Here is a 22,633-nt window from a genome sequence, read left to right as displayed (position 1 = left end):
GAACATCACGCGGCGGAACGCTGTCCAACCGCTGCGGCAAGGCGCCTTGCCCGCTCGAGGCAGGCCGGTTGCTGATCGGCAAAGCGCTCGGCGCCGATTTCCATGATCAGCGTCGTATCCGGAAGGAAAGTCAGTTCGGAGAAGATGTCGTCCCAGGCAATGTCGCCCCAGCCGATCGGCAGATGCAGGTCGCCGATGCCGAGCGCCGTTGCCTCCGCCGGATGATAGAAGCGGTTCATGGAATAGGGCAGACCGAAACTGTCATGCACATGCAGGTGGCCAGCCACCGGGGCCATAGCCCGCAGCTCGTCACGGAAATCCAGCCCACGATGCGTGGCCTCGATATAGGCGTGCGAGAAGTCGATGAGCGCAACGACGTTGCTGGAACCGATCGCTCGCACCGTTTCTGCGACCTGGCTCGGGGTTTGCCGGTACTGGCCGCTTTCCGTCGTGAAGATGTTCTCGAGCGCGATGCGGACGCCGTAGCCTTTTGCGATCTCCGCCATCTCTGCAAGGGCGTCGCGTTCCATCTTGTCGAGATCCGCGGCGTTTTCTCCGGCGGCAAGCTGCGCTGCGCCGGAATGATGCACGAGGATCCCCGCGCCGAGCCGGTCGCACAGTTCGAGCATCGCCCTTACGACCTTCTTCTGCAGATGATGGTGCTGGCGATCCATGAAGTTGGATACGATCTGGCCGTGAAGCGAAAGCTTGTTGAAAGCGTACTTTTGGGTGATCTCGGCGACGCGCTGGACGCGGTCTTCGATGATGCGGCCACCACTGACGATCTCTTCGCCGTAGATTCCGATCTCACAGGCGTCGGCGCCCGTCTCGGCAACTTCACGCAACGAGGCATCAAGGCTCGAAAGATCGCCCTTGCCTGTCCGGTTGCAGAACCCTACGGCGGAAATGATATCGTTCATCACGGTGTCTCCTGACTATTTCAAGTGTGATCAGACTGCTTGGAGTGTCGTTTGGCTGGCAGGGCTGCGGATGGCGCGCGGCGCCAGATCGATCTCGATCCGTCGGCCGGTCTCCCGGTCGAAGAGATGCAGGTGCGCCACTGGCAGTTCCAGGGTGATCCGATCGCCGGGCCGCACGCGCGTATGCTCGTCGACGCTCGCGGCGAAAGGGGAGCCATTCAGTTCCGAGTGGATGACACGGCCGGAGCCGAGCTCCTCGATGAAATCCACCTTTAGCGACACGCCCTCAGGTGCAACGACACATTGTTCCGGGCGAATACCGACCGTGATCTGCCTTGCGCCCAGTCGCGTGGCAAGGCCTCTGTCGATCGCCATCTTCGTGCCGCCGAATGTGAGGCAGGCATTATCGACGTCGACGGTGGCATCGAACAGGTTCATCGCCGGCGAGCCGATGAAGGATGCAACGAAGATGCTTGCCGGACGATGGTAGATCTCGAGCGGCTGGCCCACCTGTTCGACCACGCCCTTGTTCATCACGACCAGCTTGTCGGCCAGCGTCATTGCTTCCACCTGATCGTGGGTGACGAAGATGGACGTTGCCGCGAGACGCTGATGCAGCTTACGGATCTCGGCCCGCATGGTGACGCGCAGCTTGGCGTCCAGGTTCGACAGGGGTTCATCGAAAAGAAAGACGTTCGGTTCGCGAATGATCGCGCGCGCCATGGCGACGCGCTGCCGCTGACCACCGGAAAGCGCTGCCGGCTTGCGATCGAGATAATCGGAAAGCCCGACGATCTTCGCCGTCTCCTCGATCCGGCGCAGGCGCTCCGCCTTTGGGACGCCTGCCACCTTGAGAGCGTAGCCGATGTTTCCTGCGACGGTCATATGGGGATAGAGGGCGTAGTTCTGGAACACCATGGCGCAGCCGCGTTCGCGCGGCTCGAGCTTGTTCACAACCTTCCCGTTGATCGCGATCTCACCGGAAGTGATCTCCTCCAGCCCTGCGATCATCCGCAGAAGCGTTGATTTTCCGCAGCCGGACGGGCCGAGGATCACGACGAATTCTCCCGATGCGAAGGCGAGGTCGATGCCATGCAGGGTGGGGTTCTTTCCGTAGGATTTGCGAACGGCGCGAATTGTGATGTCAGCCATGAGCGCGGACCTCTCTGTCTGTTCTGTTTGGGGAAAGCAGGGTCATTTTTCCGTGGCCACGAGGCCGCGCACGAACCACCGCTGCAGGACGGCAACGACGATGAGCGGGGGCAGCATGATGATCAGCGATCCGGCGAGCGTCACGTTCCAGTCCGGAGTACCATTGTCGGCCGGGAGGAGCGCAACCAGCGACATCATCGTGGTCTTGTATTGGGGGTCCGTTACCATCAGGAGCGGCCAGAGATACTGGTTCCACCCATAGACGAACATAATCGTCGTCAGCGCCAGCATGTTGGTGCGCGAGAGCGGCAATAGCATATCGATGAAAAAGCGGATCGCGCCCGACCCGTCCATGCGTGCGGCCTCCGCCAGCTCGTCCGGCAGGGTCAGGTAAAACTGGCGATAGAGGAAGGTCCCGGTCGCGGTCGCGATCAGCGGCAGCGTGAGGCCGGCATAGGAATTGAGAAGGTTCCAGTCGACCGAGACCTCGAGGCCCGTTACGGCGGAGATCAGAAGTCGAACGGGCTGGAACAGATCGGCGGCGACCGCATAGGTCGGCACAACGCGCACCTCGAGCGGCAGCATCAGGGTGATGAACACCATCCAGAAGAAGAAACCTCTCAGCGGCGTCCGGAAAAACACGATGGCAAAGGCGGTCAGCGCCGACAGCGCCACCTTGCCGATCGTGACGAGGCTGGCCATGACGAAGCTGTTCAGCATCGCCGTTCCGAGGTTGGCGCGCGACCAGGCAGCGCCGATGTTCTCGAACAGCCGATCCTGCGGCACGAAGCTGAAGGGTATGGCGTTGACCTGCTGGAATGTCTGGCTCGCGCCGGACAGGATGACGATGAACGGGCCGATCAGCAGCAGGAAGCCGAAGATCATGACGCCGTAGGTCAGCGCGTTTGCGAAAGGAGTCCGCTGGATCATGGGAGCCTCACTTGTAATGGACCTGGCGCTCGATGAAGCGGAACTGAATGAAGGTGAAGATCATGATGAGGCCTATGAGCACGAGGCTCTGGGCCGACGCGCCGGAGTAGTTCAAGCCTCGGAACGCCTCCTCGACGATGCGATAGACCATCACGTCCGTGCCGTGGTTCGGGCCGCCATCGGTCGTGCGGGCGACGATGCCGTAGGTATCGGCGCCGACGAAACCTTCGGTCATCATGATGACCAGCAGGAAGAAGAGTGTTGGCGCGAGCAGCGGTATCTGAATGTCGACGGCGCGGCGGATCGGGCCGCAGCCGTCCATCGCGGCAGCCTCGATGAGCGAGCGCGGAACCGACTGCAGGCCAGCGAGAAGGAAGATGAAGGTATAACCCGCCCATTTCCAGGCGAAGACGACGATGACGAGGATGAGGGCGTGGCTGCCGTACTTGGCCGGGTTCCAGAAGTCAGGAAACGCGGCGTTGACCGATGCCATCAGTCCGCGCTCGGGCGACAGGATGAAGCGGAAGGCCATGCCGGCCGCAGGTCCGGCGATCGCGTAAGGCAGGATGTAGAGGAACCGGAACGGCGCGGAGCCCGGCAATTGCCGATCGACCGCAAGGGCAAGAACAAGTCCGATGAAAATGGTGGCAAGTGTACCGCAAAGGGCGAACGCCAGGCTGATACCGACGGAGTTCCAGTAGAGCGGATCGGCGAACACCTCCTGGAAGTTGGTGAAACCGACGAATTCCGCAGCGCCCCCGAATGGCGGCTCCAGCGTGAAGGCCCATCGCAGCACGGCGACCGCCGGCCAATAGAAAAAGAGCAGGATCAAAATGATCTGCGGCAGGGCGAATAGGCTGGGCAGCCACCAGCTGCGAAAGGCCGCACGCTTGTCCATGTCGAATTTCCGATGCGCAAGAATAGAAATCGGAGCCCGCCGATGCTGCGGCAGGCTCCGGACGGATCAGATTTTTAGTTCAGCGTCTGCCCGGCGTAGGTCTTCTCGAAGCGACGCAGAACGGCGTTGCCGCGTTCCACCGTCCGGTCGAGCTCGGCCTGCACGTCTGCGTTCTGCATGAAGATCGCTTCAAGGGCGGTCGCGAATTCCTTGCGGATCTGCGTGAAGCCGCCGAGGCGAATGCCACGGGTGTTTTCCGAGGTAGGGGTGAAGGAGAGGCTTTGGATGGCGAGCTCACGCCCCTTGTACGGTGCCTTGTCGTAGAAGCCATTGGCCTTCATGGCGTCGAAGCCGGTCTTGGTCACCGGGATGTAGCCCGTTACCGTCGACCACCACTCGGCCATTTCCGGCGTCGCGAGGTAGTTGAGGAAGGCGGCGGCACCCTTGTATTCCGCTTCCGGACGACCGGCGAGCACCCAAAGCGATGCGCCGCCGACGAGCGAGTTCTGCCGTTCGGTGCCCTTCCATACGGGCAACATGGCGACTTCCCACTTCACACCCTCGGGAAGGGTCTTGCCGATCGTGCCATGGTCGGCAATCGAGGTCTGGATCATCTGGCAGGTCTGGGACGTGAAGGCGGGGACGATGTCCATGCCGAGCTGCTTGGTCTTGACCACGAAGAGCTTCTCGTCGGCCATCTTCTTGAAGAACTTCACATGGTCGACGAACTTGGTCTTGTTGACGACGAGTTCGGCGTCCAGTCCATTATAGCCGTTCGCCTTGGTCGCAATCGGCTGGTTGTGGATGGCCGAGAACTGCTCCATCAGCGGCCAGGTGTCGAAGTTGAAAGCAAGCGGGCATTCGTAGCCGGCAGCCTTCAGCTTGCGAGCCGCTTCCTCGACCTGCTCCCAGGTGTCCGGCTTGAAGTCGATGCCGGCCTTCTGGAAGGCGTCGACGTTGTAATAGAACATGGCCGTCGAGGAGTTGAACGGGAAGGAATTCAGCTCGCCCTTTGCGGTGGCGTAATAGTTGGCGATGCCGCCGAAATAATTGTCCCAGTCGATCGTATAGCCATTGTCGGCCATCAGCTTCTTGGCGGGTACGAAGGCGCCGGACAGCATCATGTCGAGCGTGCCGGCATCATAGATCTGGGTGATCGCCGGCTGCTTCTTGGCGCGGTAGGCGGCAATCGTGTTTTGCAGGGTCGTGTCATAACCGTTTTGCGAGGTGCAGACGATCTCGAACTCGGACTGGCTGTCGTTGAACTTCTTGCAGGCATCCTGGACACGTTCGCCAAGATCGCCCGAAAGGCCATACCAGAATTCGAATTTCGTCTTTTCGGCTGCTGCCGCCGACGCGCCAAACGCGACGCTTGCCATCAGGCCGATGAATACGGACGTAGTGACGGAGACTCTCATTGCAAAACGCTCCTTGCAGATTGGCGGACACCAGGATCGGTGGCACGAATGAAGCCGGGCGCTTGCTAACAGCTGAGTGTGACAGTCCTTGCCAATCTGCATGATGGAAAAATGAAAGTTTGATTACGCTGCCAAGACACGGTGCGCTCCATGGTTGAGCCGCATCTATTTTGCAGGCGGGCGTCGTCTACCTGGCGCCGGATGCCGCCGGGCTGTAACCGGCACGGCGCTGCGCGCCGACGGCGGCTGAGCCAGATCGTTTCTGGCACCCTTCCGATCGCTCCCAGGGGAAAATCTCTCATCGCAAACTTGGCAGAGCCTTGGGCTCAAGTCCGTGCTGACGAATTCGAATAGAGGGTTCTTTCCGATACCCTCGTGGCTTCATACTTGCTATGGAACAAGGACGGGGGCGCGTGTAACCGATAGCTATGCGATGGCTGTGGGCACTTCTGAAAAACAGCGCAGAAGGAGTTTGATTGTGGTGAGGCGACGCAACGGTTGGCGACTGGCGTTTATCGCTGCCTGCCTGTTCGTGCTGCAATCGATGGCTGGCGCATTTGCCTCCAGTTCGATGCTCGCCTTGTCGCAACTCGACGCTTTCGGCAACGCGCTCTGCCTAAGCGCGGATCACCCCAGCAACGGCAATCAAGACGCCGATCATGGGACCGGCGCCGATTGCTGCCTTCTCGGATGCTGCGTGTCCTCGCCGTTCCTGGCGGCTGCGCCCGATGCCGGCGGGTTTGGTGCACTTCAAGTCGCGTCTGCGGAGCAGCATTTGTGGCCCGCAGCAAGTCCGTTGCCGACAGGCGAACACCGGCTCGGCTATCCTCGAGCGCCTCCACGGTTGCTTGCCTGATCGATTGCGTTCGGCCGTCCTGCGTCCGATAAGATGCGCGGCGCTGTAGGCGTTTCGTTCGCCGGCGCGCGCCGGCACCATCGCAACGATCACTCCTGTCACGGGGTCCAAAGCTGACTGCAGGTCGGCATTGATCCGACGGACACTCCGCACATCGATCATGTGCGTGATCGCGGGCACTACCGATGAAAAATGTCGGCAACCTTTTCTGGATCACCGCATCCAACCGGAGATCCGCGGGAGGTATTCCTGCGTCCTCCGATCAAACGTCCAAACTGACTAAGCCAATCATCTCAAAGGAATAGCATATGTTGTCGAAACTGATCACCACCACTGCCTTCATCGCGATTAGCGCGACGGCAGCCTTTGCCCACGCCACGCTCGAAACGACGGAAGCGCATGTCGGCGGATCCTACAAGGCGGTCGTTCGAATCGGGCATGGCTGCGAAGGTAAGCCGACGATTGCTGTGCGGGTCCAGATCCCCGAAGGTGTGATCGCGGCAAAGCCGATGCCGAAAGCCGGCTGGACCGTGGAGAAGATCAAGGGAGCCTACGAGAAGTCCTATGACTACTTCGGTACCCCGATGAAGGAAGGCGTGAAGGAGATTGTCTGGAAGGGCGGCAGCCTGGCCGACGACGAATATGACGAGTTCGTCTTCCGCGCATTTCTGACCGAAGGGCTGCCAGTCGGCAAGACACTCTACGTGCCAATCGTACAGGAATGCCCTGATGGCGCGAGCGAGCGTTGGATCGAAATCCCGGCAGAAGGCAAGTCGAGCGACGATCTCGAATATCCGGCACCCGGCATCAAGCTCCTCGAAAAGAAAAGCGGGCACTGATCGGCGCAACACGGGCGGCGAAGGCCGATTGACCGGAGACCACACATGATGGCGCTGGCACCACGAAGCTTCACGCACCTGGCGAGGCTAATGGCAATCGCGCTGTGCGGGGTCCTGATGCAGGCCGCCGTGGTCTTCGCCCACGCATCGCTCAACGCCAGTGAACCGAAGGACGGCGCGGTCGTAGTCACCGCGCCGTCTGTCTATGTGTTGACCTTCAGCGAGCCGGTTTCGCCGTTGTCTCTGAAGCTCGTCAGACCGGATGGGACAGCGATCCCCCTGGAAAGGTTCGAGCTGAAAGATCGAACCGTCGAGATCGCAGCACCGGCTGACCTTGGGCGAGGCACGCATGTGCTTAGCTGGCGTGTGACCTCCGCCGACGGCCATCCGATCGGTGGATCGGTCGTCTTTTCGGTCGGCGCAACGAGCGCCGCGCCGCCCGTGACGGGAGATAAGATCGACTGGGCTGTACGTGCCGGCGTCCTGTTATCGAAACTCGCACTTTATGTGGGCCTGTTCATCGGCGTTGGCGGCGTGTTTTCGCTCTGCTGGTTGCCCCGCGGCACCCGTTCGGGGCGCAAGGTCGTTGCGATCGCGCTCGGTACAGGATTCCTTGGTGCGCTTGCCGCCGTGGGCTTTCAGGGGCTCGATGCGCTCACAGTTCCCCTGACGCACATTGTCGAGCCGGCCGTTTGGTCCACGGCGATGGCAACGAGCTTCGGTGGCACAGTCATAGCGGCGCTCATTGCCTTTGGCGTGGCCGCCGTGGCGCTTAGCGGCAGGGGGCGGTTTGCCTGCCTGTCATCTCTGGCAGCGCTGATCGTGTCATCGGCCGCCTTGTCGCTCAGCGGCCACGCTTCTACGGCCGAGCCGCAATGGCTGATGCGCCCGGCCGTGTTCCTGCACGCCGCCGCGATAAGTCTCTGGGTTGGAGCGCTGGCTCCCCTGGGCCTGGCGTTGCGGCGCGGTGACCCGATGGGCCTCCGGGCGCTGCGTCGGTTCTCGGCGTCCATTCCTTACGTGCTCGTTGTGCTTGTCGCGGCGGGTGTTGTCTTGACCATCGTACAGGTGGAGAAGCCGCGAGCGCTGCTGGAAACCGCCTATGGCCAGGTCTTTATGGTCAAGATGGCATTGCTTGCGGGACTGTTTCTGCTGGCGATCGTCAATCGCTGGCGTCTGACGGAGCCGGTCATGGCCGGCGATGGGGTATCGAAGACGCGGTTGGTCCGCTCGATCGCCGCGGAGATGCTTATCGTTTTCCTGATTTTCGGCGCCGTGTCTTGCTGGCGCTTTACGCCGCCGCCGCGCGTGCTCCTGGCTGTGGCGGCGCAGCCTGCAAGCGTTCATATCCATACTGACAAGGCAATGGCCTTCGTTGAAGTCGCGCCCGGACGAGCGGGCGAGGTCGAGGTATCGATCAACACTCTCAATGGCGAACTTGAACCACTTGCCGCCAAGGAGGTGACGCTTGTGCTGTCCAAACCTGATTCCGGCATCGAGCCGTTCAAGCGCGCAGCCGTGCGGCGCAGCGATGCGGATTGGCGCGTCGAGCACATGAACATCCCGCTGGCAGGCACTTGGCAGGTGCGCGTCGATATTCTGATCAGTGACTTCGAGAAGGTAACGTTGCGCGGCGAGATTAGCATTGGGCCGTGAGCGCGGCGCCCGTCGGCCAACTTCGCGCCATGCCGGCAGAACGAATGTCCGTTAGTATTTTAGAAATATCAAATGTGCATACTGCGCCGCCATGCGCGGTTTCCTCCTGATGGCAATTTTCGCTGGCGGATTGTGGGTGGCTGACACGACCATGTGTAAAGGCCGCTACACCCAGGAGCTTGGGCACGAATTTCAATCCGCGACCAGACGGGCCGAGTATTGGCTGAATGGCAAGTTGAACCTTCTGCGCGCTCGCTTTTAGCCGTCCATTGTCTGCCGGTGTGGAAGGGCTGAGTTTTCAGATGTCCCGAGAGCCGGCGTTTCATCTCGGCAATGACCGAGCGGCGTGGGCCGACGTCTGACGTGTTCACCGTGGATTCGATGCTGCCGTCTGCGGGAGATAGACAGCGACATTCTGACTGTCGCCGGACGCAGCAATCCCCAAGACAGCGAGCAGCATCAAGCCTATTGGCAGTTCGGTCGAAGACCTCCGCGGCTTGTCGTATCTGTGCTTGTGGTTCATTTCGAAGTCCTTGTGTGGTCGCCGTATCCTCAACAGCATCAGAGCCGTTCGAAGGGACTCTTCGGACTGCTCTGATGCTGTCGTGCGCCCATGGTCAGGGCCGAACCGCCATGGGCCTGCAGGGTTATATTAGAACCTGCGATGGTGCTTAATGTTCCCGGCCGAGACCGTCGCCTTGCGACTTGCCGGCGCAGATGAGAACGTTTGGAGAACTTTCCTGTGTGACAGGATCATCTGCCGGTGTATAAGGCCGAATGGTCCAAAGAGCAGGCAGCGCCGATCTTCCGCTTCACGGTGGCCGGGTTCCCCGGTGGCTTGGCGAGCGCATGACGAAACTTGGCGCGATCATCACCCAGGCGATCGTCATCGAATACGGTCGAGATGAATTTCTTCGCCGGCTGGCGCATCCGTTCTGGTTTCAGTCTTTCGGATGCGTCATGGGCATGGACTGGCACTCTTCCGGCATCACCACCAGCGTCATCGGCGCCCTGAAGCGTGGTTTGTCGCCTCTGTCAGGCGAACTCGGCATTCATGTCTGCGGCGGGCGAGGGCGGAATTCTCGGGAGACGCCCGGCGAGTTGATTGCGATCGGCGAGCGCGTGGGTCTGGACGGAGGTGGCCTTGCGACCACCAGCCGCCTCGTCGCAAAGGTCGACAGTGCGGCGGTGCAGGATGGCTTCGACCTTTATCTGCACGGTTTTATCCTCACGGATGACGGCAAATGGGTCGTCGTGCAACAGGGCATGAATGGCGAAAAGCGGCAGGCCCGGCGCTACCACTGGCTGTCGGAGGGCATCACCAGCTTCGTGGATTCGCCTCATACGGCGATCGAGGGTGCGCGACAGGGCGAGATCGTCAATCTTGCCGACCGCCGTGCCGCGGCCTCGCGCAACAGCCAGCTCGATCTGCTGGCTTCGCTCGGACCGGATCGGATTGTCCGGGAGGTCGTGGCTATCGAGCCCGGGCGCGAGGCCAGGCAAACCGCGCAGCCGATGCTGCCGCATCTGATCATGCCTGCCCATCACGACGTGCGTCAGGAAGACGTCAACATGAAACGTCTGCACGCCACGCTCGCGGCGGCTGCGGACCGCGGTCCAGAGGATTTCGAACATCTCCTGCTGGTGCCGGGCGTTGGGGCGCGGACCGTCAAGGCGCTGGCGATGGTGGCCGAAGTCGTGCACGGTGCACCATGCCGGTTTGCCGATCCGGCGCGCTTCTCGCTTGCCCATGGAGGCAAGGATCGCCACCCATTTCCGGTGCCCCTGAAAGTCTATGACGAGACGATCCGGGTGATGAAGTCGGCCGTGTCGAAGGCGAAGCTCGGTCGCGACGAAGAGATGCAGGTTCTCAAACGTCTGGACGATCAGGCTCGCCAGCTCGAGAAATATGTGACCGGCCCGGATCTCAAGGAAATCGTGGCCGGCGAGTTTCGCCAATCGCAAGAGTTCGGCGGCCGCAGTGTATTTGGCTGGGAAGGACCGGCAGGACCATTGGACGACGCGGCTCGGTTGCCCCGTCTGGGTCGCCGCGACCGGTAGACGGCTCTCGTGTGGCAGCAAGGCATTGCAGCGAATCTCTTTCTTTGATCTCTTCGAGAAGTTCTCGCCGGAACTCAAACCTCCTCCCAAGGGTTGGAAGGAAGCCTGCGAGGGCGAGCCAGCAGAATCCACGCCAAGAGGAGTCTCGCGATGGAAGAACTGCAGAGCATCACGGTATCTGAGGAACGGCTCGAGGATTGCCGCGACGTCGTTGAGCTTGATCTTCAGCTTTTGATCCGCGAAACGATCGACTCCGGGTTTTCGGTGGAGGAGGTGTTGATCGCGATCAGTGAACTGGTGGCGGAAGATTTCGCCAGCGCCGTCAAGGTCGCCAGCGTCCACTAAGAAGCGCATTGCTGCCCGAAACGGAGCATCTGGTCCCGCAGTGAAGGCTCGGCGACACGCTTTGCCGCTTCCCGATAGTCGAACCAGGCCAGCTTTCGCTCCCCCTTCTCGGGGAATTTCCGGCGCATGCGCCCGACTTCGAGCAGGTGGAGCTGAACCCTGCAGGAAATCTTGAGCCCGTGGTCCAGTCGCTTTTTGTAGAAGTAGTGGCCGAACGGGAACCTCTGGCAAGTGCCTTTGACGCCTGCCTCCTCATAGGCCTCTCTCGCCGCCACCTCGTGCGCGCGCCTTCCCTTCATCGGCCAGCCCTTCGGAATGACCCAGCGGCCGGTGTCCCGGCTGGTGATGAGAAGGATTTCCAGGGCGTTGTCTTTACGGCGATAACACAGGGCCGCGTATTGCATGCGTGGCGGCCGGCGAAGCATCAACTGCACGTCAGAGGCAATTTGATGTAGAAAATTCACAGAAACGCTATCTCCTTTGTTGCCCTCCGCGGCAGGCGGGCTTTCCGTCTGCCACTCGAAGATAGGGGATAACAACCAGATAGCCGGTTCTGTTCCGCCAACACATTACGCGAAAGTGGAACGCGGGACGGAAGACTGGCAGATTCAAAGCGTTGACAGGATCCGGTTGCTGAGCGATCCCCGATAGGTCTTCTTGATCTCGACCTTGTTTTCCAGTGAATCCAAGATCTCGTCGCAGAAATCAATGTCGTGGAGCTCGCGGATGGTCTGGAGGCCGCCAGGCGTGAATACGTTGATTTCGAGAAGCTTGTCGCCGACGATATCAAGACCGACCAGGAACATGCCGTCCTCAACCAGTTTCGGGCGTAGTGTTTCGGCGATCGCCAGCATCTCTTTCGTAACGTTGGCTGCCTTTGGAGTGCCGCTGGCGTGGATGTTGGACCGGACGTCTCCCTTGGGCGGCACGCGTTTGAACGCAGCATAGACGTCGCCCCTCTGGAGTGGTCGTCCGTTCATCAGGAACAACCGCGTATCACCTTCCGATGCTTTCGGAAGGTAGCCTTGCACGATCAGGTAGCCGACGACGCCGACGGCATCGACAATTTGAGTAAGATTGCCTTCCGTGCTGGTCGCCACCCTGAAAACATTTCTACCACCCGATCCCTGCAACGGTTTGATGATCACACCCTCCGAGTGCGCGTCGATGAACGCGCGAATTTCATCGATGTCCTTGGAGATCAGAGTTGTCGGGCGAACGGACACCGGGAAATCCTGAAAATAGAGCTTGTCTTGTGCCAATGCCAAGCCGCAGGGATCGTTGACGACGATCGTACCGCGCTCTGTGGCGAGACGACCGAAATTCGCCCCGGCGTACGATGCCCAAGGACGGCTATCCGCATCCTCCGACGGGTCGTTGCGCAGAAACAGAACATCCACGTCTTCAATATTGACGACGGTCCTGTCTCCGTCCGTGAGGGCGCGCAAAAGCGTCTCCGGTTTCTTTGGTCGTGTTCCGACGAAACCGGCCGCCCGTATCATCAACGTATCGTCCGGGCGCAGGATAAAATCACCGGGCGTGACATATAGGACCTCATGCCCGCGGGCGAGCGCGGCAAGCGCCAACGCGGTGGTCGTATAGGCTGGCTCTTCGGTTTCGAGTGCGTTGACAAGGAGGGCGATTCGCATTGGGGCTCCTAGCTTCGGATGGAGGAATTTGGTCCCGGTCGCACCAGCGCCTGATGCACCGCACATGACTGAAGAAATAGAGCGGGACGACACTGCACCAAGACAACCTGCTCCTACGTATCGCGCCAGGCAGCTAGCGGCGTTTTCTTTGCGGTGCCGTTGTCGATGGTGAGGACGCTGTCGAAGAAATCGGCGTCACCGTCTGATTGGATCGACGAGGTATCATGCATGATGGCGATTACCGTCGCCTCTGGGCAATGATCCTTGATCGACTGATGAAATGCCTGAACCGCCTGGCTATCCAGGGCGCTGGTTGCCTCGTCGAGGAAGAGCAGGCCCGGCCTTAACAAGACGATTTTCGCCAGGACGAGTTTCTGCTTCTCGCCTCCGGAAAGAAGTTTGTCCCAGGTCTGCCCATCGCGACCGTCTTCCGAAAGCTCGGAGGCAAATTCTTCGAGCCCGGCCTCTTCCAACGCCGCCACGACAGCGGCGTCGGTATGGGTCTCAGCCTCATCCGGCAAACAAACGAGGTCCTTCAGGCAAACGCCCTGGAGCTTGACGTCCTGGGCAACGTAGAGGCTTCTTACCGTCTCCGGCATCGTGATCGTGCCGCGGCCATGCGCCCAAAGACCGTTTATCGCTTTGAGCAGCGACGTCTTGCCACTTCCGGATTCACCAACCACCAACGTCCACTCTCCCGGAAGGAAATGCAGCTTGTCGGCAATCAGAAAAGGGTTGTCGTCGCCGGTATGCAGGAGCTCGACCGCATGGATGGTCAGGCCCCGCCCGGGATCCTGGGTCTCGTATTCGAACACCGAAGGGCCACTACGAGCATAGTAGTCCTGTGGCTGCTGCACGGCTTCTATCGCTTGCGCAAGTTCGGTGATCCGGCGTGCATCGGCCCTTAGCGTCGCGATGTCGGGCATCGCGTGGATGAACCACGAGCATTCGTTGATGAGCGCCGTCGCCAGCTCGGCGCCGGTGACATAGTCCTGCAGGCTGATCGTTTTATCGACGTAGGGGAGCAGCCCTGGTGCGTAGGCGACAATGCGTGAGCCGATGAAATTGTGCACTAGTTCGAAACCCATGAACCCGGCGGTCACGCGATTGAGGCTTGCCCAGGTGCGATCAATCTCGCGATATCGGCGCCGGTTGACTGTCTTCTGGGCCGGTTCGCCCTTAATGACCGCAACATGAAAACTGCGGTGCAACAATTGGTTCAATTCGCTGCGATAACTGCCTTCCGCCGATTGGATGCGTATCGACAGACCCTGCAGGACACTCCCGAGCTTGGCTGCGAGGTACGTATTCAGCGGCACGTAGATCGCGATTGCCAGCAGTGTCAAACAGGCGCTGCCGTAGCTGCCCAGAAGATCAAGCCCTCTGACGGTGCTCGACGTCTCGATCAGTTTTAGCCCGACGAATCCAAGCGATAGAACGACGCCGGCTATGCCCACGCCCAGGCCGATTGCACCGCCCGTCATGCCCTTTATGGCTTCCTGTATCCTCTGATCGATGTTGTCGGGCGATGAAGCCTCCGCCTCGCTTGCCGCGCCAAACCCGTTTTGCAGGAGGTGGAAATGGGTATGGTTGGAGTCGAGCAGCGCCTGGTTGAAGCGATCGTCCAGCCATTGGCGCCATTTCCGGTGGAGTGTGGTCGTAAAGAAGTGACGGACCGCAGTGAAGCCTGCGTCCCTGGTGATGGCGATCGCGGCAAGCGTGGCTGCGGTGGTCAGGAGCGACCAGGGCGTCGTCGGCACGGTAGGATGGTGAAAATTAGCGATCCGATTGACGAGTTCGCCGGAGGTCAAAGCGAACCATACGCTTGCCTGAGCCGACAAGCCGGTGAGCAGCAGGATAAGAAGCGTTAAGCCCCAGGCCTCGCGCCAACGCTCGGAGAGCCAGTAGGCCAGCAACAGACCCCAAAAGCTGCGCATTGAAGAAACAGGACTGGTCCGGCGCCGTCGCTCCCGGCCGAAGGTCCATCTGACCAGTGCTGCTGTTCGCTGTGCGTTACTGCGCACGACCTCACTTAAAGCCATCTCCATGAACTGGGGCGAGGATCGGGCTTGTCAAATCCGACTTGTCAAATCCGAGCAATATTGCAGCAGGCCGGACCAGGGCTCCGCCAGTTGCAGGGATCCTTTCATCTCCGAGCTTAAGTGTCGGTGATCGAAATGTCGTTACGGATCAATTCCGCCCGTTCACGCCCAGCCTGTCGAAGGGACCGGGCCCGGGCACGCTTCGCCCTCCGGGTACTTGCCTCAGCTCGTCCGGAACCTTTTATCGCCGCAGATGTTGGAGGCGTTCCAATCAGATGGCACAGGAGTTTGTTATGCCGGAGAAGACACTCGAGGCGCTGTTTTATGACGGCCTTAAGGACATCTACTATGCGGAAAGGCAGATACTGAAAGCGCTGCCGAAGATGGCGCGCGCGGCGCAATTGCCCGATAGCAAAGCGGCATTCCAGAAGCACCGGGACGAAACGGAGGAGCATGTCGAGCGCCTGCAACAAGTCTTTGAGATTATGGGCAAACGTGCGCAGGGCAAGACCTGTGAGGCTATTCAGGGGATCATCGCCGAGGGCGAGGAGATCATGGAGGAATTCAAGGCGAGCCCGGCTCTCGATGCCGGCCTCATCTCCACGGCCCAGGCGGTCGAGCACTATGAGATCGCGCGATACGGCACCTTGAAGACTTGGGCCAAGCAACTGGGGTTGGAGAAAGCGGCGCTGCTGCTCGACCAGACCCTTCAAGAAGAAGGGGCGACCGACAAGGCGCTCACCAAGATCGCTCTGTCCGCCGCCAACAACAAGGCAAAGGTTGCAGCTTGACCGGGGTCGAGAGGCGGAGGGCGTAGGTTCGCCCTCCGCGTCAAGGCAGGCGGTGAGCGCGAAGAGGCCCGGCACGAGGCCGGGCCACCACGGTCAATCACGATGCTCGGGCATCGCCTTGAGTTGATCCTTGGTCCAGGCCGTCACGGCATGAACCTCACCGTTCTCATCACGCATGAAATCGAGGTCGGCAGTGGGCACTGCAACCGGCTTTGCGCCGATGCCGAGAAAGCCGCCAACGTCGATGATAACGGTGCCGGCGGCACCGGCGCCGTGGACGTGATCAACCGTGCCGACCTTATCGTCATCCATCCCATATACTGTCGCACCTTCAAGGACAGCAGGCGTGAGTTCCGTCGGCTCGAGGCGTACGTGATTGGCGTGATCCATTTTCGTTGCTCCTTTGAAATGAACCGAAAAGAACCGGCACTGGACGAAACTGTTCCACTGACCACGGCTGGCAGCTTTCCTCGGCATCGAGAACCAGGTCGATGGTATCAGCATCCGGATGTTTCTCGGAACTTGCAGGGTATCCCCCGGTTAGAGCGCCACGGGCCGATTGGGACCCGGTAAGAGGTACTCCATGAAACGCACCACTCTCGCAATGGCCGCGCTCTTCGGTGTTGTCGCAATGCCGGCCTTCGCGCAAACGACGCCCAATCCAAACGGGGAGACGCCCGCCATTGCAACTCCCAACTCGAACAATCCGACCGCACCGGTGGCCGGCGCCAGCAGCTTCACCGAAGCTCAGGCCAAGGATCGTATCGAAAAGGCCGGCTACGCTTCGGTGCAGGGTTTGAAGCTGGACAACCAGGGCATTTGGCGGGCTGAGGCGACAAAAGGCGGGAAACCAGTTGAGGTCGCGCTCGACTATCAGGGCAATGTCACGTCTCAAGCGAAAGAGTGAGGAGATCTCGACATGAAAACCGTAAGTGGCTTGTTCGACGACTATGCGGATGCGCAGTCAGCGGTCAGTGAACTGGTGCAGGCGGGAATTCCTGCGGAAAATATCGGTATTATCGCCAACAACGCGGCCGGCCGATATTCTCCTGAGAGCGGCGCTGCCGAGGGCGCCGGAGCCGGCGCGGCCATCGGCGCCACCGGTGGAGGCGCGGTCGGCCTGTTGACGGGCCTCGGCCTTATGGCGGTTCCCGGTATCGGTCCGATTGTCGCGGCGGGGTGGCTGGCTGCAACGGCTGCAGGCGCCGCAACCGGCGCCATTGCCGGCGGTGCCGTGGGCGGCGTGATCGGCGCACTGACGGAATCGGGCATCGATGAAGCGGATGCGAACGTGTATGCCGAGGGCGTCCGCCGTGGCGGCGCACTCGTGACGGCGCGGTCGCTGAGCGAACCTCTGGCCGAGCAGGCGCAGATGATCTTTCGCAACAGGGGTGTCGATCTGGCCGAACGTCGCGCCGCCTACGAATCGACCGGTTGGCGTCGCTTTGATGAACAAGGGGAGCCACTGACACAGACCGAAATCGGAATGCATCGCGATCGGTTGCGTTCGGAGCTTTAGATCCAGCAGCTGCCATTAAAGGATGTCGCGCAAAAGTGCGGCAATTTGCGGTGCCCCGCTGGCCTACAATAGGGGCCAATCCTAGGGGACGCCGATGTCGAGGACCAGGCGCTTTTGCGCGCGCATAGACGCTCGCATCCGATCCCCGTGCTTTCGTTGGCGTCCGTAGCGGCGGCGCGCACGCGGGGAACAAACGTGCATGGAAGCGGTTCGATTCGGTATCCAAAGCGACTGAGCGCAAGGAGCGAGTGCATGAGCGAGGCGCAAACCACCGACAATCACGACGAAATTCGCCATTGGGCCGAAAAGCGGAAGGGACGGCCCGCCCGGGTAAAAGGTGCGCTTGATGGCGGAATATTGCGGATCGATTTCGGCGAAGCAGAGGTGAACCTGGAGCCGATCTCATGGGACGAGTTTTTCCGCATCTTCGATCACAACAAGCTGCTGTTTCTTCACCAGGACAAAACGGCGGATGGCAGCCTGAGCAGGTTCAACAAATTCCTGGACCGGCCCTGATCCCGCCGGCGAGCGTGAGGCAGGACGACCTTCCGACTGTGACCTGGCCAAACGCGCCTGAAGGAATTTGCGTAACGCGCCGATGCCCGGCGCACTATTCACCGTCGGCTGTCTTCCTCTAACATCGAAGGCTGGCTTTCCCGTCACCTGTTGGTGTCATCGGGCGCGCTGTTGTTGCTTGGTGCGCCCGTACCGGATTGTGGGGTCGGGTTGCGATCCGTGGGTGCCAGGCCTTGCGGGCTCTCGGTGCTCGGGCGCTGTTCGGCTTCCGGCCGTTGACCCGAAGAGGCGGGCTCAGTGCGTTCAACCGAACCGGTTTGATCAGAGCCACCGCCTTGCCCCCATTCCACGAGGCCCCATGCGGCCAGCGCCAAAGTCAGACTGGCTGCGAGCACCAGAAAGACGCGCGTGCCCAGTCCTGCCTGCCTGGCCTCGCGTGGCGAAAACTGGGTTCGCTCCGCGTCATGCGTTGCAGATTCCGGTTCGCCGCGCTCGTCCAAATGCTCAACCATTTGTCTACCTCCATACGTATCCTCTGCGCCCGCTACCCGACGAGGAGAGGGGCCAAGGATACAACCGAGGTCATCTTCAATGGTTCCGACCGGGCATCCGCATCGGCAAGCGCGGTGATGTTCCGGTCACGACCGCCGATCCGATTTTCTACTATCGTCGCCGCCTGAAAGGAGATCGATGCGGGCGCGAACACGGGCAACACCTTCCGGTATACTCGCGCCAGGGATGGACGAATAGCCCATGCGGAAATAGCGACAGGGCTCGTCACTTCTGGGGAAGAAGGGAGAGCCGGATTCGACGAGCACGCCATCCTGGCGCAGTTCGCTCACAAGTCGATCGGCGTCGAGCCCTTCCGGTCCCTTCATCCAGAACGACGTACCGCCGAAGGCCGACGAACCTGCGATCGTCAAACCCTCGCGGCGGAGTGCCTCTGCCATGAGGACGTGGCGCTTGTGATACTCCGTGCGCATGCGATGCAGCACGGCGTCATAATGGCCGAGCGCCAGGAAATAGGCCGCGGTGCGCTGCAGGTGACCGGGCGGATGGCGCAGCATCAGCGAGCGGAGCGCGCGGGCCTCGCGGATGAAGGCGGCTGGAGCGACGAGGTAGCCGAGCCGGAGGCCCGGAAACAGCGATTTCGAGAAGCTGCCGATGTAGAGCACGCGCCCGGTCGGATCGAGGGCCTTCAGTGCCGGCGAGGGCGGTGCCAGATAGCTGATCTCGAACTCGTAGTCGTCCTCGACGATCACGAAGTCCTTCTCCTCGGCGGCCTCAAGCAGCCGCGCGCGCCGATCGACCGGCATTGTCGCGCCCGTCGGTGAATGGTGGCTCGGAGTGACGAACACGGCGTCGACGTTCTCCGGCAGGGCATCGGGCGAAAGGCCCTCGCCATCGACGTCGACGGTCATGACATCGGCACCGCTCAGCAGCAGCGAGGCGCTGATGTCGGGGTGGCATGGGTTTTCGCAGACTGCGGCGGAGCCCTCGTCCAAGATCAGTCGGGTCACGATCCAGAGCGCATTCTGGGCGCCGACGGTGACGAGAATTTCGTCCGGAGTGGCATGGATGCCGCGTCGCGGCAACGTGCGCGAGCAGATGTAATTGACGAGCCGCACGTCATCGGCCGCGGCAAAGTCGCTCGCCATCAGGACGAAGTCCTCACGGGCGAGCGCCCGGCGGGCGCAATCACGCCACGCGTTGAGGTCGAAGAGCGTCGGATCCATCTGGCCATAGAGGAAGGGGAAGGGATAGCGGCGCCAATCCAGCGGTTTCGGGATCTGGCGCACGACGCCGAAGCTCATCTTGATCTTGCGGCTCCAGTCCACCGGGGCGGAACCGCCGGACGGGACTTTGTCGTCCACGTCCCTGCCTGGCGGATTGTCGGTGATGCGATAGGAACTGCGGCTGACGGCTTCGACGTACCCCTGAGAGATCAGTTCCTGATAGGCGAGCGTTACCGTGATGCGCGAGATGCGCAGATAGTCGGCGAGCTTGCGCGTCGAGGGCAGGTGTGCGCCGGGCTGCACCCGACCGGCGAGCACCGCCGAAACCACCGTCTCGCGCAATTGCGCCTGCAAGCCGATCCCGCTTTCGCGCTCGATGAAGAAAATCGTTTCGGAAACGCTCATGCGCACAAAGGCGGCCCTCAGCGAGGTCAATCTGGATCTATTCAACTTCCAAACTGGATATAACGCAAGCCAAGCCTCGGCCTTATCGTCATCAGCAAGACCGGAAAAACCGGCCAATCAATAATCAAAGAGGAGAACGAAGAATGCTACATGGACATTTCAAGCGGTTAGCGGCGGCGGCCAGCATCGTGGCGAGCCTTGCCGCATCGAGCGCAGCCTATGCGGAGACGAAGCTTGTCGTCGGCTATCAGCAGATTGTCGGTCCCTTCGTTGCCGCGATCGCCGATGGCCGCTTCGACGCGGCCGCCAAGGAGGCCGGCTATTCGATCGACTGGCGCCAGTTCAGTTCGGCCGGCGACATCACGACGGCGCTCGCTTCGGGAGACGTGCCGATCGGCGTTCTCGGGTCGACTGGCACGGCGGCGGCCGCAACACGCGGCGTTGACCTGCAACTCTTCTGGATCCTCGACAATATCGGCCAGTCGGAAGCACTCGTTGCGCGCGACGGCTCGGGCATCGAAACGCCGGCCGACCTCAAGGGCAAGAAAGTCGCCGTCCCCTTCGTTTCGACCTCGCACTTTCATCTGCTTGTCGGCATGAACAAGGTCTGGAACGTCGATCCCCGCGAGGTCGAAATCCTCAACCTGAAGCCGCCGCAGATCGTTGCCGCCTGGCAGCGCGGCGATATCGATGCCGCCTATGTCTGGCCGCCGGCGCTTTCAGAAATCCAGAAGACTGGCAAGACGATCTCCGATTCCGAGGTGATCGGTGCGGCAAGTGTTCCGACGTTCGACGGGCTGGTGGTCGACAAGGGCTGGGCGGAGGAGAACCCGAAGCTGATGGAGGCCTTCACCAAGGTCCTTGCGAAAGCCTATGCCGACTACAATTCCAACAAGGCCGCCTGGACGGAGGAGTCGGCCGAGGTCCAGGGTATCGTCAAGCTGATCGGCGGCGATGGCCCAAGCACCGTGGAAGCCCTGCGCCTCCTCTCCTTCCCGAATGCGGATGAGCAGGCGTCCGAGGTCTGGCTCGGCGGCGGTGCGACGCGCGCGCTTAGCGAGAGCGCAAAATTCCTGGTCGAACAGAAGCAGATCGGCAATTCGCTCGACGACTATGCGCCCTACGTCAACGCGAGCTTCGCGAAGACTGCCGCGCAATAACGTATTCTGCCTGTTGCGCCGGCCGTGGGAAGCGGCCGGTGCGTCCATCATCGAGACCGTGACCGAGGTGCAGGGAGGCATTTCTCATGGAAACACTGAGCGTCAGGAACATCAGTCTGACCTATCCGGGCCTGTACTCGGACCAGGCGATCATCGCCTTGAAAGGTGTAAATCTTACCATCAACAGCGGCGACTTCGTCGTTGCATTGGGTGCTTCCGGCTGCGGAAAGACCACCTTGCTCAATCTGATGGCGGGCTTCATGGCCCCGTCCGAGGGCGACATCACGCTTGGCAATCACCAGGTCAACGGGCCGGGCGCCGAGCGCGGCGTGGTCTTCCAGAAACATGCTCTGCTGCCGTGGCTCAACGTGATCGAGAACACCGAATTCGGTCTCAAGCTGCGCGGTGTCGACAAGGCGACAAGGCGGGAACTCGCCACCAGGAACCTCGCTCTGGTCGGGTTGCAGGATTTCCACCACCACATGATCTACCACCTGTCGGGGGGCATGCAGCAGCGCGTCGGCATTGCGCGGGCACTGACATGCGATCCTGCCATGCTGTTGATGGACGAGCCGATGGCAGCACTCGACGCGCTGACGCGTGAGACCATCCAGGAACTGCTGCTCAAGGTCTGGCAACTCACCAACAAGATGTTCTTCTTCATCACCCACAGCGTCGAGGAGGCGCTGTTCCTCGGCTCGCGGCTGATCGTCATGTCGCCGCGGCCGGGCCGCATCACCCACACCTACGAGCTCAACTTTAACAAGCGCTTCCTCGCCGAAGGCAATGCGCGCGCGATCAAGTCCAGCCCGGAATTCATCCGCATGCGCGAGGAGGTGCTCGGCATCATCTATGGCGACGAACGTGCGTCCGGCAACCCGGAGGTGGCCCATGCTTGATAGAGTGACACGGGCCAAGCCCGCCAAGGCTGGCAAAATCTTCGGTGCGCCGGGCGACGGAAGCAGCGGCCTGATAAGTTTCGCAACGACGGTCGTTCTCCTCGCCCTCTGGTTCACCGTCACCGAATCCGGCTGGGTCAAGCCGCTCTTCCTGCCGTCGCCGCTGGCGGTCTGGGACAAGTTCATGCTGGCGCTGACCGACGGTGTTTCGAACTCGACGCTGATGGAGCATACGCTCGCAAGTATCGGTCGCGTCTTCGGCGCCTTCCTGCTGGCGCTGGTGACGGCGGTGCCGATCGGCATCCTGATGGGTGTCAATCGCGTCGTGCGCGGGCTCTTCGATCCGATCATTGAATTCTACCGGCCGCTGCCGCCGCTTGCCTACCTGCCGCTGGTGATCATCTGGCTTGGCATCGGCGAGTTCCCGAAGGTGTTCCTGATCTATCTGGCGATCTTCGCGCCGATGGCGATTGCCGCAAGGGCAGGGGTGCGTTCGGTCTCGACCGAGCAGATCCACGCGGCCTATGCGATGGGCGCCACCCGTGGACAGGTGATCAGCCAGGTGATCATGAAGGCCGCCTTGCCCGAGATCTTCACCGGCATGCGCATCGGCATCGGCGTCGGCTGGACCACCCTGGTGGCAGCGGAAATGGTTGCTGCGAACCGAGGCCTCGGCTTCATGGTCCTCAATGCCGCCGAAAACCTCGAAAGCGACACCGTGATCATGGGCATCTTCATCATCGGCATCTTCGCCTTCGCCTTCGATCTTTTGATCCGCTACCTCGAAAAGGCGCTGATCCCCTGGAAGGGCCGTCTGTAACCAGCGGCGACTTCGACACTT

23 protein-coding genes are annotated in these 22,633 nt (G+C 61.0%); 12 read left to right on the top strand and 11 right to left on the bottom strand.

Features of this window, described 5'->3' with window-relative positions; genetic code table 11:
* Nucleotides 1–5: 5 nt before the first annotated feature.
* The 5 genes from AC1Z3V_RS02230 to AC1Z3V_RS02210 all read right to left on the bottom strand — a co-directional run bounded on the left by AC1Z3V_RS02230 (nt 6) and on the right by AC1Z3V_RS02210 (nt 5,318).
* The gene (locus AC1Z3V_RS02230; protein WP_483496971.1) at nt 6–920 is read right to left on the bottom strand and encodes a TIM barrel protein; all 915 of its coding nucleotides are present in this window, start codon (nt 918–920) and stop codon (nt 6–8) included.
* A gap of 30 nt (nt 921–950) precedes the next feature.
* Nucleotides 951–2,072, bottom strand: coding sequence for a sn-glycerol-3-phosphate import ATP-binding protein UgpC (locus tag AC1Z3V_RS02225; RefSeq protein ID WP_483496970.1), 1,122 nt, complete (start codon nt 2,070–2,072; stop codon nt 951–953).
* Nucleotides 2,073–2,114: 42 nt separating this feature from the next.
* Nucleotides 2,115–3,002: an ABC transporter permease subunit gene (locus AC1Z3V_RS02220; RefSeq protein ID WP_429810293.1), complete on the bottom strand. Its 888-nt coding sequence runs from the start codon at nt 3,000–3,002 to the stop codon at nt 2,115–2,117.
* Nucleotides 3,003–3,009: 7 nt separating this feature from the next.
* Nucleotides 3,010–3,900, bottom strand: coding sequence for a carbohydrate ABC transporter permease (locus tag AC1Z3V_RS02215; protein WP_429810291.1), 891 nt, complete (start codon nt 3,898–3,900; stop codon nt 3,010–3,012).
* A gap of 74 nt (nt 3,901–3,974) precedes the next feature.
* Complete coding sequence (locus AC1Z3V_RS02210) at nt 3,975–5,318, bottom strand: extracellular solute-binding protein (protein ID WP_429810289.1); 1,344 nt, start codon at nt 5,316–5,318, stop codon at nt 3,975–3,977.
* Between the two features lie 433 nt (nt 5,319–5,751).
* On the opposite strand from AC1Z3V_RS02210, the gene AC1Z3V_RS02205 reads away from it, so the two are divergent.
* From AC1Z3V_RS02205 to AC1Z3V_RS02185, 5 genes are all read left to right on the top strand, one after another.
* On the top strand, nt 5,752–6,174 hold the full coding sequence (locus tag AC1Z3V_RS02205) for a hypothetical protein (RefSeq protein WP_483496969.1): 423 nt from the start codon (nt 5,752–5,754) through the stop codon (nt 6,172–6,174).
* 308 nt (nt 6,175–6,482) lie between these two features.
* A complete protein-coding gene (locus AC1Z3V_RS02200; RefSeq protein WP_483496968.1) occupies nt 6,483–7,013 on the top strand; it encodes a YcnI family copper-binding membrane protein in 531 nt (176 codons plus the stop codon).
* Between the two features lie 45 nt (nt 7,014–7,058).
* Nucleotides 7,059–8,669: a copper resistance CopC/CopD family protein gene (locus AC1Z3V_RS02195; RefSeq protein WP_483496966.1), complete on the top strand. Its 1,611-nt coding sequence runs from the start codon at nt 7,059–7,061 to the stop codon at nt 8,667–8,669.
* 777 nt (nt 8,670–9,446) lie between these two features.
* A complete protein-coding gene (locus tag AC1Z3V_RS02190) occupies nt 9,447–10,730 on the top strand; it encodes a DUF763 domain-containing protein (protein WP_483496964.1) in 1,284 nt (427 codons plus the stop codon).
* Between the two features lie 150 nt (nt 10,731–10,880).
* Nucleotides 10,881–11,075: a hypothetical protein gene (locus AC1Z3V_RS02185; protein ID WP_173520071.1), complete on the top strand. Its 195-nt coding sequence runs from the start codon at nt 10,881–10,883 to the stop codon at nt 11,073–11,075.
* On the opposite strand, the gene AC1Z3V_RS02180 is transcribed toward AC1Z3V_RS02185, so the two are convergent.
* The 3 genes from AC1Z3V_RS02180 to AC1Z3V_RS02170 all read right to left on the bottom strand — a co-directional run bounded on the left by AC1Z3V_RS02180 (nt 11,072) and on the right by AC1Z3V_RS02170 (nt 14,640).
* Entirely contained in the window at nt 11,072–11,539 is a 468-nt protein-coding gene (locus AC1Z3V_RS02180) for an NUDIX hydrolase (protein WP_483499518.1), read from the bottom strand. The two genes, AC1Z3V_RS02185 and AC1Z3V_RS02180, sit on opposite strands and share 4 nt — an antisense overlap.
* A gap of 144 nt (nt 11,540–11,683) precedes the next feature.
* Entirely contained in the window at nt 11,684–12,724 is a 1,041-nt protein-coding gene (locus AC1Z3V_RS02175) for a glutathione synthetase (RefSeq protein ID WP_483496962.1), read from the bottom strand.
* A gap of 113 nt (nt 12,725–12,837) precedes the next feature.
* On the bottom strand, nt 12,838–14,640 hold the full coding sequence (locus AC1Z3V_RS02170; protein ID WP_483496960.1) for an ABC transporter ATP-binding protein/permease: 1,803 nt from the start codon (nt 14,638–14,640) through the stop codon (nt 12,838–12,840).
* Between the two features lie 419 nt (nt 14,641–15,059).
* On the opposite strand from AC1Z3V_RS02170, the gene AC1Z3V_RS02165 reads away from it, so the two are divergent.
* On the top strand, nt 15,060–15,557 hold the full coding sequence (locus AC1Z3V_RS02165; RefSeq protein ID WP_483496958.1) for a YciE/YciF ferroxidase family protein: 498 nt from the start codon (nt 15,060–15,062) through the stop codon (nt 15,555–15,557).
* A 93-nt stretch (nt 15,558–15,650) separates the two neighbouring features.
* On the opposite strand, the gene AC1Z3V_RS02160 is transcribed toward AC1Z3V_RS02165, so the two are convergent.
* Nucleotides 15,651–15,947, bottom strand: coding sequence for a PRC-barrel domain-containing protein (locus AC1Z3V_RS02160; protein ID WP_483496956.1), 297 nt, complete (start codon nt 15,945–15,947; stop codon nt 15,651–15,653).
* Nucleotides 15,948–16,140: 193 nt separating this feature from the next.
* Here AC1Z3V_RS02160 and AC1Z3V_RS02155 point away from each other — a divergent pair, with 193 nt between their 5' ends.
* From AC1Z3V_RS02155 to AC1Z3V_RS02145, 3 genes are all read left to right on the top strand, one after another.
* A complete protein-coding gene (locus AC1Z3V_RS02155; RefSeq protein WP_483496954.1) occupies nt 16,141–16,464 on the top strand; it encodes a PepSY domain-containing protein in 324 nt (107 codons plus the stop codon).
* Nucleotides 16,465–16,476: 12 nt separating this feature from the next.
* Entirely contained in the window at nt 16,477–17,076 is a 600-nt protein-coding gene (locus AC1Z3V_RS02150; RefSeq protein WP_483496952.1) for a hypothetical protein, read from the top strand.
* Between the two features lie 252 nt (nt 17,077–17,328).
* The gene (locus tag AC1Z3V_RS02145) at nt 17,329–17,592 is read left to right on the top strand and encodes a hypothetical protein (protein WP_483496951.1); all 264 of its coding nucleotides are present in this window, start codon (nt 17,329–17,331) and stop codon (nt 17,590–17,592) included.
* A gap of 143 nt (nt 17,593–17,735) precedes the next feature.
* Here AC1Z3V_RS02145 and AC1Z3V_RS02140 read toward each other — a convergent pair whose 3' ends face one another.
* Together AC1Z3V_RS02140 and pdxR are read right to left on the bottom strand one after the other, a co-directional pair.
* A complete protein-coding gene (locus tag AC1Z3V_RS02140; protein WP_483496950.1) occupies nt 17,736–18,104 on the bottom strand; it encodes a hypothetical protein in 369 nt (122 codons plus the stop codon).
* A 126-nt stretch (nt 18,105–18,230) separates the two neighbouring features.
* Nucleotides 18,231–19,733 carry a MocR-like pyridoxine biosynthesis transcription factor PdxR gene (pdxR, locus tag AC1Z3V_RS02135; RefSeq protein WP_483499517.1) on the bottom strand — a complete coding sequence of 501 codons (1,503 nt, stop codon included), beginning with the start codon at nt 19,731–19,733 and terminating at the stop codon, nt 18,231–18,233.
* A gap of 143 nt (nt 19,734–19,876) precedes the next feature.
* Here pdxR and tauA point away from each other — a divergent pair, with 143 nt between their 5' ends.
* The 3 genes from tauA to AC1Z3V_RS02120 all read left to right on the top strand — a co-directional run bounded on the left by tauA (nt 19,877) and on the right by AC1Z3V_RS02120 (nt 22,612).
* On the top strand, nt 19,877–20,893 hold the full coding sequence (tauA, locus tag AC1Z3V_RS02130; protein WP_483496949.1) for a taurine ABC transporter substrate-binding protein: 1,017 nt from the start codon (nt 19,877–19,879) through the stop codon (nt 20,891–20,893).
* 86 nt (nt 20,894–20,979) lie between these two features.
* A complete protein-coding gene (locus tag AC1Z3V_RS02125) occupies nt 20,980–21,792 on the top strand; it encodes a taurine ABC transporter ATP-binding protein (protein WP_334196753.1) in 813 nt (270 codons plus the stop codon).
* The gene (locus AC1Z3V_RS02120; protein ID WP_429810259.1) at nt 21,785–22,612 is read left to right on the top strand and encodes an ABC transporter permease subunit; all 828 of its coding nucleotides are present in this window, start codon (nt 21,785–21,787) and stop codon (nt 22,610–22,612) included. Before AC1Z3V_RS02125 ends, AC1Z3V_RS02120 begins: the two co-directional genes overlap by 8 nt.
* The last annotated feature ends 21 nt before the right edge of the window (nt 22,613–22,633 follow it).

This window comes from Ensifer sp. 38_S197 (assembly GCF_056924495.1).
The sequence above is the reverse complement of the archived record's forward strand: the minus strand, read 5'-3'. Positions and strand labels throughout refer to the sequence as shown.

Excerpts from the sequence above, each read along its gene's own strand:
- AC1Z3V_RS02230 (WP_483496971.1), bottom strand. The coding sequence starts at position 920 with ATGAACGATATCATTTCCGCCGTAGGGTTCTGCAACCGGACAGGCAAG.
- AC1Z3V_RS02225 (WP_483496970.1), bottom strand. The coding sequence starts at position 2,072 with ATGGCTGACATCACAATTCGCGCCGTTCGCAAATCCTACGGAAAGAAC.
- AC1Z3V_RS02220 (WP_429810293.1), bottom strand. The coding sequence starts at position 3,002 with ATGATCCAGCGGACTCCTTTCGCAAACGCGCTGACCTACGGCGTCATG.
- AC1Z3V_RS02215 (WP_429810291.1), bottom strand. The coding sequence starts at position 3,900 with ATGGACAAGCGTGCGGCCTTTCGCAGCTGGTGGCTGCCCAGCCTATTC.
- AC1Z3V_RS02210 (WP_429810289.1), bottom strand. The coding sequence starts at position 5,318 with ATGAGAGTCTCCGTCACTACGTCCGTATTCATCGGCCTGATGGCAAGC.
- AC1Z3V_RS02205 (WP_483496969.1), top strand. The coding sequence starts at position 5,752 with ATGGCTGTGGGCACTTCTGAAAAACAGCGCAGAAGGAGTTTGATTGTG.
- AC1Z3V_RS02200 (WP_483496968.1), top strand. The coding sequence starts at position 6,483 with ATGTTGTCGAAACTGATCACCACCACTGCCTTCATCGCGATTAGCGCG.
- AC1Z3V_RS02195 (WP_483496966.1), top strand. The coding sequence starts at position 7,059 with ATGATGGCGCTGGCACCACGAAGCTTCACGCACCTGGCGAGGCTAATG.
- AC1Z3V_RS02190 (WP_483496964.1), top strand. The coding sequence starts at position 9,447 with ATGGTCCAAAGAGCAGGCAGCGCCGATCTTCCGCTTCACGGTGGCCGG.
- AC1Z3V_RS02185 (WP_173520071.1), top strand. The coding sequence starts at position 10,881 with ATGGAAGAACTGCAGAGCATCACGGTATCTGAGGAACGGCTCGAGGAT.
- AC1Z3V_RS02175 (WP_483496962.1), bottom strand. The coding sequence starts at position 12,724 with ATGCGAATCGCCCTCCTTGTCAACGCACTCGAAACCGAAGAGCCAGCC.
- AC1Z3V_RS02165 (WP_483496958.1), top strand. The coding sequence starts at position 15,060 with ATGCCGGAGAAGACACTCGAGGCGCTGTTTTATGACGGCCTTAAGGAC.
- AC1Z3V_RS02160 (WP_483496956.1), bottom strand. The coding sequence starts at position 15,947 with ATGGATCACGCCAATCACGTACGCCTCGAGCCGACGGAACTCACGCCT.
- AC1Z3V_RS02155 (WP_483496954.1), top strand. The coding sequence starts at position 16,141 with ATGAAACGCACCACTCTCGCAATGGCCGCGCTCTTCGGTGTTGTCGCA.
- AC1Z3V_RS02150 (WP_483496952.1), top strand. The coding sequence starts at position 16,477 with ATGAAAACCGTAAGTGGCTTGTTCGACGACTATGCGGATGCGCAGTCA.
- AC1Z3V_RS02145 (WP_483496951.1), top strand. The coding sequence starts at position 17,329 with ATGAGCGAGGCGCAAACCACCGACAATCACGACGAAATTCGCCATTGG.
- AC1Z3V_RS02140 (WP_483496950.1), bottom strand. The coding sequence starts at position 18,104 with ATGGTTGAGCATTTGGACGAGCGCGGCGAACCGGAATCTGCAACGCAT.
- pdxR (WP_483499517.1), bottom strand. The coding sequence starts at position 19,733 with ATGAGCGTTTCCGAAACGATTTTCTTCATCGAGCGCGAAAGCGGGATC.
- tauA (WP_483496949.1), top strand. The coding sequence starts at position 19,877 with ATGCTACATGGACATTTCAAGCGGTTAGCGGCGGCGGCCAGCATCGTG.
- AC1Z3V_RS02125 (WP_334196753.1), top strand. The coding sequence starts at position 20,980 with ATGGAAACACTGAGCGTCAGGAACATCAGTCTGACCTATCCGGGCCTG.
- AC1Z3V_RS02120 (WP_429810259.1), top strand. The coding sequence starts at position 21,785 with ATGCTTGATAGAGTGACACGGGCCAAGCCCGCCAAGGCTGGCAAAATC.